Source organism: Mangrovicella endophytica, from assembly GCF_002893625.1.
Taxonomy (GTDB): Bacteria; Pseudomonadota; Alphaproteobacteria; order Rhizobiales; family Rhizobiaceae; genus Mangrovicella; species Mangrovicella endophytica.
Genome location: NZ_PKMZ01000018.1, coordinates 19,295 through 29,512, shown reverse-complemented (window position 1 = coordinate 29,512; position 10,218 = coordinate 19,295). Strand labels below are relative to the sequence as shown.

The window sequence follows — 10,218 nt, the reverse complement described above, 5'->3', positions numbered from 1 at the left end:
AGCGGGGCTACGGCCGAGACGAGCCGACAAAGTGGGCGCCCGGCGACCGCAAACCCGAAGGGCCGGGTGCATTCGGCCCGATTCCGTCGGCCCCGGTCTGCGGCCGTAGCCCCGCTACGACCTTGACCGGCGCCTTGATCTTGAACCGAATGCCCGCCGGCAGAGCGGTTCCGTGTTCGCCGGAAATGCTCTAGCGCTTGTTGCCGGTCTGACCGGTGGCGATCGCCGTATAGGGGATCTTGAACATGGAGTCCTTCAGCGCCACGCCCGACTGCGTGTCGTAGATCATCACCGAGGTGTCCTTGCCCTGCTGGTCGCGGATGGTCCACTGGCGCAGGTCGTTGGTCGCGGGATCGAACATCATGGTGATGCGCGAGGAGCCGAAGACCGAGGAATCACCCATCACGATGGTGGTGAGGTCGGCCTCCTCCTTGACCTCCTTGATGTTGGCGGCGGAGAGGTCGATGCGCGTGTTGAGCAGAAGCTTCAGCGGCGTCTTCGACAGGGGATAAAGGTCCCAGGTGTTCAGCTTCTTGTTGTTGATGGCGACCTGGTCGCCGTCGGAGATCACCCGCAGCGGCGTGCCGTTGTAGTCGAAGCGGATCTTGCCGGGACGCTCGATATAGAAGGTGCCCTCGGTCTGGCGCCCGTTCGGATCGAACTGCATGAACTTGCCGGTCATCGAGCCGACGGACGCGAAATGGTCAGCGATCTTCTGCGCCGCCGCGCTGACCTGGGCCTGCGCAGGCGCCGGGGACAGGCTTGCGGCACCGAAAGCGAGCGTGATGGCGAAGAAGGCGGCCGCGGCGCTGGCCCTGAAGGAGCGGCGGGCGGTCGGATGAGCGATCATGATGCAGTTCCTCGTCGCTGAGCGCGTCCGTGCGGGGATGGCGGGTGATCCACCGCTGTCCACCGGCCGGTCGCCGATAGATGGCGCGGCCGGTGCGGACGATGTCGAAGCCCCTTGCGGCGGCAGTCTCACCTGCCCGCCTTGCCCGAGCCTCGCGCCCACATCTGGTAGCGAGGCTCTTGGACGGCAATACGGCAGCGCGGCCTTGAGGTTCCCTTACATCCGCTCGGCTTCGGTCGGCACCAGAATCTCGCGCTTGCCGGCATGGTTGGCGGGGCCGACCACGCCTTCCTTCTCCATCCGCTCGATGATCGAGGCGGCGCGGTTGTAGCCGATGCCGAGCCGACGCTGAACATAGGAGGTGGATGCCTTGCCGTCCCGCAGAACGATGGCCACCGCCTGGTCGTAGAGGTCGGCCGATTCGTCCAGCCCGCCGCCGGCACCGCCGCCGCCGCCCGAGCCGCCGCTCTCACCCTCCTCGTCCTCGTCGACGAGGATCGCGTCGAGATAGTCCGGCGCGCCCTGGCTCTTCAGGTGGGTGACGATCTTCTCGACTTCGCCGTCGTCGACGAACGGGCCGTGGACGCGCTGGATGCGCCCGCCGCCGGCCATGAACAGCATGTCGCCCTGGCCGAGCAGCTGCTCGGCACCCTGCTCGCCCAGGATGGTGCGCGAGTCGATCTTCGACGTCACCTGGAAGGAGATGCGGGTCGGGAAGTTCGCCTTGATCGTACCGGTGATGACGTCGACCGAGGGGCGCTGCGTCGCCATGATGACGTGGATGCCGGCGGCGCGGGCCATCTGGGCCAGGCGCTGCACGGCGCCCTCGATGTCCTTGCCGGCGACCATCATCAGGTCGGCCATCTCGTCGATGATGACGACGATATAGGGCAGCGGCTGGAGGTCGAACTCCTCCGTCTCGAAGATCGGCTCGCCGCTCTCGCGATCGAAGCCGGTCTGCACGGTGCGCGAGATCGTCTCGCCCTTCTCCATCGCCTGGCGCACGCGGGTGTTGAAGCCGTCGATGTTCCTGACGCCCACCTTCGACATCTTGCGGTAGCGGTCCTCCATCTCGCGGACCGTCCACTTCAGCGCCACCACCGCCTTCTTCGGATCGGTGACGACCGGCGACAGGAGGTGCGGGATGCCGTCGTAGATCGAGAGCTCCAGCATCTTCGGGTCGATCATGATCATGCGGCACTCGGCCGGGGTCATCCGGTAGAGCAGCGAAGTGATCATGGTGTTGATCGCCACCGACTTGCCCGAGCCGGTGGTGCCGGCGACGAGGAGATGCGGCATCTTGGCAAGGTCCGCGATCACCGGTTCGCCGCCGATCGTCTTGCCGAGGGTCAGCGCCAGCTTGCCCTTGTTCTCCGTGAAGCTCTCCGAAGCCATCATCTCGCGTAGATAGACGGTCTCGCGGCGCTGGTTCGGCAGCTCGATGCCGATGGCATTCTTCCCCGGGATCACCGCGACGCGGGCCGCGATTGCGCTCATCGATCGGGCGATGTCGTCGGCAAGGCCGATGACGCGCGAGGACTTGATGCCGGGCGCCGGCTCCAGCTCGTAGAGCGTCACCACCGGGCCGGGGCGCACCTCGATGATCTCGCCCTTGACGCCGAAGTCATCGAGGACGCCTTCCAGGATGCGGGCATTCTCCTGCAGCACTTCCGGCGACAGCGTGGAGTCCTTTCCGCGCACCTTCGGCGGCGTCAGGAAGTCGAGCGACGGCAGCTCGAACACCGAAGGTGCCATGGCGGTGTCGCGCTGGGGCGCAACCGCGCGGCCGCTCCCGGTGCGCAGCTTCTGCTGCGTCGCCGTCACATTGGCCTGCGGCACGACACGGGCCGGCGCCTCGGCGGTACCTGCCACCGGGCTACGCTCGGCCGGCATCGGCGCCCGCGGTGCGGGGGCGAGCGACGGCTCGGCAGCGCGCTGCGCCGCCTTCTCCTTCGCGCCCTTGCGGCCCGGGAAGGCGATGATGTTGCCGGCGAGCAGCCCACGCCAGCCGGTCTGCTCCTCCTCGGCGGCGGGAGCGCCACCGGAGACGCGGTCGCCGGGGCTCACCATCATGCCGTCGTCGGCAACCGCTTCGGGCTCCTCGTCCCAGGGCAGCGGGCCGTCCGCATGAACGCCGGCGGGCGCATCGGCCCAGTCGTCCTCGTCGTCGAACGCCTCGGCCTGCGGCGCGGCCCGGGCCGGCTCCGGCATGCGCGCCGGAGTGGCTGCATGGACGGCCATATCGTCGGGCATGAAGCCGTCCTCATCCTCGTCGGCATCCGCGAGGGGATCGACGAAGGCCGGACGCGGGGCCGGCTCGGACACCCGGATCGGACGCATGGCGGGACGGGTCGGCGCAGGCGCCGCCACGCGCTGGACCGCCGTCATCTCGGGCTCGCCGCGCCAGTCGTCGAAGCGGTCGCCGAACTCCTTCTTGGACTCGCGATAGGCTGCGATGCGGCGGCCGATCGCGGACTTTGCCGAGAAGGCGACATGCGCCAGCGCGCCGACGACGAGAGCGAGCCGGCCCTCGCCGTCCTCCTCATCGTCCTCCGCCTGGGCATGGCGACCGTTTATCCGGGCGCCCCGCTCCTCGCGGGCGGCGATGCGGACCTCGGCATGGCGGTCGATCAGACCCGCGCCGTTCAGGAACAGCCAGCCCGCGGGCACGGCGAGCATCGCTGCCAGCAAATAGCCGATCACCCCTTGCGGGTAGGCGCCGGTGGCCAGCGCCGGAAACTTCAGGACGAGATCGCCGGCAACGCCGCCAAGGCCGATTGGCAGAGGCCAGCCGGCCGGCGCGGCGAAGCAGCCCACCGCAGCGGAGGCGAGCACGATGCCGCCGACCGCGAACCAGGCCCGCCGCCAGACATGGCCAATGCCGAGGCCAGCGATCAGCAGCCCGCCCCAGATCGCCGGCAGCGCCACCAGGAGAGCGGCGCCGAGGCCGAAGATCTGCATCGCGAGGTCGGCGACGATCGCCCCCGGCGCGCCGGCCCAGTTGGCGACGGCGTTCTGGTTGGCCTGGCTGAGCGACGGGTCGGTCACCGTCCAGGTGCCGCAGGCCACCGCGGTGAAGATCGACAGGCCGAAGAGCGCCAGCGCGCCCCCGATTTCCATCTGCCGGTGCAAGAATCCCTCGTTGCCCCGGCTTTCGTTCAGCGCCGTCAGTGCCATGCCGCTACGCCCCATGCATTCACCGGCCGCGGATGCTGCGGCCAGAGTCCCAGACTTGGGAGAAACCTAGGCGAAGCTGGTTAAAGCGTCTTTAACCCTAAGGATTTGCTGCGGAAATCTTTGCGCCGGCGGGAAGGTCCGGTGGAGCGCGGAGGGGCGTGAGGAGCGGCAGGCCTGCCGCTCCGCGTCCAGGCGCCCTATCTCAGAGGGAAAGCTGCGACCACGGAAGGAGGAGAATTGCGATGGAGATCCGCCACGAGGACGGCGGCCGGCAGGGCCGCTTTGCCGCAGACACGGAGGCCGGCACTGCCGAACTGACCTGGCGCCGGCTCGACGAGACCACGGTCGCATTCGACCACACCTTCGTTCCGACGGCGCTACGCGGCCAGGGCGTAGCCGCCAAGCTGCTGGATGCGGCGGTCGCCTGGGCGCGCGAGGCCGGCGTGAAGGTGGTGCCGCAATGCTCCTATGTGCGCGCCGAGTTCGCGCGCAAGGCCGCCTATCGCGACATCGCCGCCTGACGGACCGGGTTGATTCGGACGGGATCGGCCGCCGGTCGCCGAGCCGTCACTGCTGTGCGGCTTGCGCGACCAGGAGCTGTGGCAGGGCTCGATCGATATCGATCAGCCCCGGGTCCCAGTGCAGATTCTCCGGCACGTGCTGGTGACCACACCAACCGTTGAAGGACTGCCACTCGGCCGCCGACATGCGACTGACCGAGCCGTAGCCGTATCCTGCATCATCGAAGAATGGCGGGTAGGCGGTACTGATTTGGCATTCAGCATTGATCCAGCCGATCAGGGCCTGCAGCTCCGCGTAAACGTCAGCCGGCAAATTCCCGATGTCCTCCGCCGTCCATGCGATCTCGATCTGTATCGCGGATTGACGGTTCGTCTGCACCCCGCCGGCCTTGTTCTTGAGGGCGCGAGACGCCGTCTTGATGCTGAAGTGCTGGAAGGTGTGCGCCCGATCGCCGATCATCGCCACAGTAAAATGGGGTGGGTTGCTATGCCCATAATACGACTTCGTCGACGGATGAAAATACTTCGCCTGAGTTGTGTGCAGCACCCCCCGGAACGGACCGCCGGTATATGAGCCCCCAGACGGTCCTTCAAAGATAATCTGGGTGGCACCAGGATAAAACGGCTGCATCGAGTCAAACTCCGAACGAGCTTTATCGATATACAACCTATTATATAACTTCCTTTCAGTCAATTACGGCGCCGCGTCAGCAGGAATGGCTTCCCGTGCCAGGTCGCCGCTTCTTTCCTGCCTGGCTTGCACCCCCGAACGAAAACGGGCGCTCCTTTCGGAACGCCCGCTGCCGCATCTCTGAGGGGCAGGGCTGAAGGCCCTGCCGATGTCTCAGGAGTGGTAGGCCGCCTCGCCGTGATAGGCGAGATCGAGGCCTTCGCGCTCCTGCTCGACCGTCGGACGCAGGCCGAAGACAGCCTTGACGATCGCATAGATGATGGCCGAACCGACGCCGCACCAGACGACCGTGACGAGCACCGCCCAGATCTGCGTCATCGTCTGCGATGCCAGAGCGTAGTCGGCGCCGGCCGCAGCGCCCGTGCCGCCGAGCGACGGCGCGGTGAAGATGCCCGTGCCGATGGCGCCGACGATGCCGCCGATGCCATGGATGCCGAAGACGTCGAGCGAGTCGTCATAGCCGAACTTCGGCTTCACCGTAGCCACGAAGAAGTAGCAGATGATCGAAGCGATGGCGCCGAGGACGATCGCGCCCACCGGCCCGACCGTGCCCGCCGCCGGCGTCACGGCGACGAGGCCCGCCACGAGACCGGAGGCCGCGCCGAGCATGGACGCCTTGCCGCGGGTGACGGTTTCGATCAACGACCAGGCGACGATCGCGCCGGCGGTTGCGGTGAAGGTGTTCATCATCGCCAGGGCTGCGCCGCCATTGGCCTCGAGATTGGAGCCGGCATTGAAGCCGAACCAGCCGACCCAGAGGATGGAAGCGCCGACCATGGTCAGCGTCATGGAGTGCGGTGCCATGTTGTCGCGGCCAAGACCGGTGCGCTTGCCGACCAGCAGCGAGCCGATCAGCGCGGCGATGCCGGCATTGATGTGCACCACGGTGCCGCCGGCGAAGTCGAGCGCGCCCCAGCCGTAGATCAGGCCGTCCGAGTCCCACACCATGTGGGCGATCGGGAAGTAGACGACCGTCACCCAGAGGATGGTGAACAGGATCACCGCCGAGAACTTGATGCGCTCGGCGAAGGCGCCGACGATCAGCGCCGGCGTGATACAGGCAAAGGTCATCTGGAAGGCGATGAAGACATATTCGGGGATGACGACGCCCTTGGTGAAGGTTGCGGCCATGCTGGAAGCATCGACACCGGACAGGAACGCCTTGCCGAGCCCGCCCCAGAACGCGCTCGGCGCGTCGCCGAAGGCCATGGAGTAGCCGTAGAGCGTCCAGACGATCATCACCACGGCGGTGATCATCGTGCACTGCATCAGCACCGACAGCATGTTCTTGGCGCGCACCAGGCCGCCGTAGAACAGGGCAAGCCCCGGAAGGATCATGAAGAGGACGAGCGCCGTGGAGATCAGCATCCAGGCGACGTCGCCCTTGTCCATGGCATCGGCGACCGCGGCCGTATCAGGCACCGCTTCCGGTGCGGGGGCAACGCCCGTGTCCTGCGCGAAGGCCGCCGTTGCAGCCAGGCCCGCGACGAGGCCGCCGGCGAAGAGTAGTTTCTTCCAGTTCATCAACTCTGTCCCCTCGGATTAAAGTGCGTTGGCGTCGAGTTCGCCGGTGCGGATGCGCACGGCCTGATCGATGCCGAAGACGAAAATCTTGCCGTCGCCGATCTGGCCGGTCTTGGCAGCGCTGGTGATCGCCTCGACGGCGCGGTCGACGAGGTCGGCGGGAACGGCGACCTCGATCTTCAGCTTGGGCAGGAAGCTCACGGCATACTCCGTGCCGCGATAGATCTCCGTATGCCCCTTCTGGCGCCCGTAGCCCTTCACTTCCGTGACGGTGAGGCCCTGGATGCCGACGCCGGTCAGTGCCTCGCGCACCTCGTCGAGCTTGAACGGCTTGATGATGGCCATCACGATTTTCATGTTCACCTCAAATCTTGCGCAGACGCCGCTGGCCGGCTGGGCGCCGCTCGGACCTCATGTCCGAGACGGTGGCTCAGCGGGCTCCATCCAAGCCGCGTGCCAAGTCGAGGTCCGCCGTGAGTTCACCGCAATTCGGCACGGCTCTGCCCGCATCTGCACAGTCGATGGGCAGAATGCTCATCCGCGATGCTCATGGAGAAGGCGCGCAATCTCCGACAGCGCCGGGCAGCCTGATTATTAGGCGGCGGGCGCACGCCTGGGTCTAATCAGCCCTTCCTGTGCAACCGAGGCGATCAGGTGACCATCAATGGAGAAGAGGCTGCCGCGCGTCAGGCCGCGGCCGCCCGAGGAGGACGGGCTGTCCTGCGCGTAAAGCATCCACTCGCTGACGCGCGCCGGGCGGTGGAACCACATGGCATGGTCGAGGCTCGCCGCCTGCACGCGCCCGTCGAAGATCGACAGGCCGTGCGCGAAGAGCGAGGTGTCGAGCAGCGTCATGTCCGAGAGATAGGCGAGTGCCGCCATGTTGAGGTCGCGGTCGTCGCCGAGATCCTCCGCGATCCGCACCCAGATATGCTGCACCGGCTGCAGCTTGTCCTCGGTCAGGTAATGGTCGAGCGACACCGGCCGGAACTCCACCGGCCGCGGCCGTGCCCAGTACTGCCGCACCGCCGGGGCCGCATTGGCGAGGATGCGCTCCGTCAGCTCGGCACCATGCGGCAGCGAGTCGGGATGCGGCACGTCCGGCATGGCGATCTGATGGGCGAAGCCCTCCTCCTCCACCTGGAAGGAGGCCGACAGGGTGAAGATCGCCGCGCCATGCTGGACGGCGACCACCCGCCGGGTGGTGAAGGAGCCGCCGTCGCGGATGCGGTCCACCTCGTAGACGATCGGCACCTTGGGGTCGCCCGGCAGCATGAAATAGGCGTGCAGCGAATGCACCGGACGCTCGGCCGGAACGGTGCGGCGTGCGGCCACCAGCGCCTGCGCGATCACCTGCCCGCCGAAGACGCGCTGCCAGCCCTGGTTCGGGCTGGTGCCCCGGAAGAGGTTGACCTCGATCGTCTCGAGGTCCAGCGTCTCGATCAGCTCCGCGACCGTCAAGTTCATCTGCCGTCTCCGCGTGGGCGCGGCGGACCGCCTGTCGCAAGGCCGCCATATCGCCGCGTTGCACCAGCAACCTAGCGGCGCGTCAATGGCGGAGAACCCGCGATAGAGCGTAGAAGCATTGCGAGGCGCTCTCGGCTCCGGCACACCGGCGCTGCGGAAGCCCACATAGAAGGAGACCGCCATGTCCGTTTCGCCCGACCGCCCGACCCGCGCCGACGGGACCGACCGGGCCGACATCGTCATCGCCGGGGCCGGCTATGTCGGGCTGACCACGGCGGTCGCGATCGCCACGGCGGCGCCCGACCTTTCGGTCGTAATCGCCGATGCCGCGCCGGAGGGTGTCTGGCGCAAGGAGCAGCGCGCCTCGGCCATTGCCGCCGCCGCCGTCAGGATGCTTCGCAGCCTGGGCGCATGGGAGGCGATGCGCGACGAGGCGCAGCCGATCATCGAGATGATCGTGACGGATTCGCGTGAGGGCGATCCGGTGCGGCCGGTCTTCCTCACCTTCGACGGCGAGGCGATGCCGGGCGAGCCCTTCGCCCATATGGTGCCGAACGTCGCGCTGAACGGTGCCCTGCGCAAGCGGGCTGCCGAGCTCGGCATCCGCATCCTCGACGGCACGCCGGTCACCGGCATCGAGATGCAGCCCGCCGGCGTCGATGTTGCCTTCGGCAACGGTGCCGAAACGGTGCGGGCGCGCTTGCTGATCGCCGCCGACGGGGTGCGCTCCAAGCTGCGCGACCTTGCCGGCATCCGCACCGTCCATTGGGACTACGGCCAGTCCGGCATCGTCGCCACCGTTTCGCATGAGCGCCCGCATGACGGCCGTGCCGAGGAGCATTTCCTCCCCAGCGGGCCGTTCGCCATCCTGCCTTTGAAGGGCAACCGCTCCTCTCTGGTCTGGACCGAGCCGACGCGTGAGGCCGAGCGCCTCATCGAGTCCGATCCGATGATCTTCGACATGGAGCTGGAGCAGCGCTTCGGCCATAAGCTCGGCGCCGTGCGGCTGGAAGGCGGCCGGCGCGCCTTCCCGCTCGGCCTGACGATCGCCCGGGACTTCGTGCGGCCGCGCATCGCGCTGGCGGGCGATGCCGCCCATGGCATCCATCCGATCGCTGGCCAGGGCCTCAATCTCGGCTTCAAGGACGCCGCCGCCCTTGCCGAGGTGGTGGTGGAGGCAGCCCGCCTCGGCCTCGACATCGGCGCGATCGACGTCCTGGAGCGCTACGGGCGCTGGCGCCGCTTCGACACGGTGCAGATGGGCATCACCACCGACGTGCTGAACCGGTTGTTCTCCAACGATAACCCGCTTTTGCGCGCGGTGCGCGGCTTTGGCCTGTCGCTGGTCGATCGGGCGCCGCCGCTGAAGGACTTCTTCATCGGCCAGGCCGCCGGCCTCGGTCGGGGCCCGGCGCCACGCCTCCTCTCCGGCCAGCCGATCTGAATGGCACCCCCGTCGTTTTCAGGCATCTGGAACGATTCTGTTGCCGCGCTCGGGCGGCACAGGAATTTCTTTCGCCACGGCTTGCGATAAGGCAATGACCGCCGCCGCATCCGCTGGTCTCTCACGCTATCTATCACCCAGGACAAGTCCGAGCCTTCGTATCCGATGATGCGGCTGCCGGCGTCCGGCATCATCGGAAAACGGCATGACCCAACCCCAGCCCAAGGCCGCCAGCGTCATCAAGGTCACCGACCGCAATGGCAACAAACACGAGCTCGAAGCCGTCGAAGGCTGGCGCGTGATGGAGATCCTGCGCGACTATCGCATGGGCATCGAAGGCATCTGCGGCGGCTCGCTCGACTGCGCCTCCTGCCACGTCATCATCGATCCGAAATGGGCCGATCGTCTGCATCCGCCGCGCGAGGACGAGATCGACGCGATGGACGAGCTGCCGCTGGTCGAGCCGACCTCGCGCCTGTCCTGCCAAATCCTCTGGTCCGACGATCTCGACGGGCTGGAGCTCACCATCCCGCAGGAGGTCTGA

The 10,218-nt window shown here is 67.3% G+C and carries 9 protein-coding genes; 3 read left to right on the top strand and 6 right to left on the bottom strand.

Annotated features, from left to right (window positions below; all coding sequences use genetic code 11):
- Positions 1–190 precede the first annotated feature (190 nt).
- Positions 191–850 carry an outer-membrane lipoprotein carrier protein LolA gene (locus C0R46_RS20225; RefSeq protein WP_102961486.1) on the bottom strand — a complete coding sequence of 220 codons (660 nt, stop codon included), beginning with the start codon at positions 848–850 and terminating at the stop codon, positions 191–193.
- 216 nt (positions 851–1,066) lie between these two features.
- Positions 1,067–3,970, bottom strand: a complete 2,904-nt coding sequence (locus tag C0R46_RS20220; protein WP_245413698.1) for a DNA translocase FtsK — start codon at positions 3,968–3,970, stop codon at positions 1,067–1,069.
- 299 nt (positions 3,971–4,269) lie between these two features.
- On the opposite strand from C0R46_RS20220, the gene C0R46_RS20215 reads away from it, so the two are divergent.
- Positions 4,270–4,548 carry a GNAT family N-acetyltransferase gene (locus tag C0R46_RS20215; RefSeq protein ID WP_102961484.1) on the top strand — a complete coding sequence of 93 codons (279 nt, stop codon included), beginning with the start codon at positions 4,270–4,272 and terminating at the stop codon, positions 4,546–4,548.
- 46 nt (positions 4,549–4,594) lie between these two features.
- Here the strand turns inward: C0R46_RS20215 and C0R46_RS20210 are convergent, their stop codons facing one another.
- From C0R46_RS20210 to tesB, 4 genes are all read right to left on the bottom strand, one after another.
- Complete coding sequence (locus C0R46_RS20210) at positions 4,595–5,215, bottom strand: hypothetical protein (protein WP_114348493.1); 621 nt, start codon at positions 5,213–5,215, stop codon at positions 4,595–4,597.
- Positions 5,216–5,392: 177 nt separating this feature from the next.
- Positions 5,393–6,763, bottom strand: a complete 1,371-nt coding sequence (locus tag C0R46_RS20205; protein WP_102961482.1) for an ammonium transporter — start codon at positions 6,761–6,763, stop codon at positions 5,393–5,395.
- Between the two features lie 18 nt (positions 6,764–6,781).
- Entirely contained in the window at positions 6,782–7,120 is a 339-nt protein-coding gene (locus tag C0R46_RS20200; protein WP_102961488.1) for a P-II family nitrogen regulator, read from the bottom strand.
- A 237-nt stretch (positions 7,121–7,357) separates the two neighbouring features.
- Positions 7,358–8,230, bottom strand: a complete 873-nt coding sequence (tesB, locus tag C0R46_RS20195) for an acyl-CoA thioesterase II (protein ID WP_102961481.1) — start codon at positions 8,228–8,230, stop codon at positions 7,358–7,360.
- Between the two features lie 181 nt (positions 8,231–8,411).
- Between tesB and C0R46_RS20190 the strand changes: the two genes are divergently transcribed.
- Both C0R46_RS20190 and C0R46_RS20185 read left to right on the top strand, forming a co-directional pair.
- Complete coding sequence (locus tag C0R46_RS20190) at positions 8,412–9,674, top strand: ubiquinone biosynthesis hydroxylase (protein WP_102961480.1); 1,263 nt, start codon at positions 8,412–8,414, stop codon at positions 9,672–9,674.
- Between the two features lie 205 nt (positions 9,675–9,879).
- A complete protein-coding gene (locus tag C0R46_RS20185) occupies positions 9,880–10,218 on the top strand; it encodes a 2Fe-2S iron-sulfur cluster-binding protein (protein ID WP_102961479.1) in 339 nt (112 codons plus the stop codon).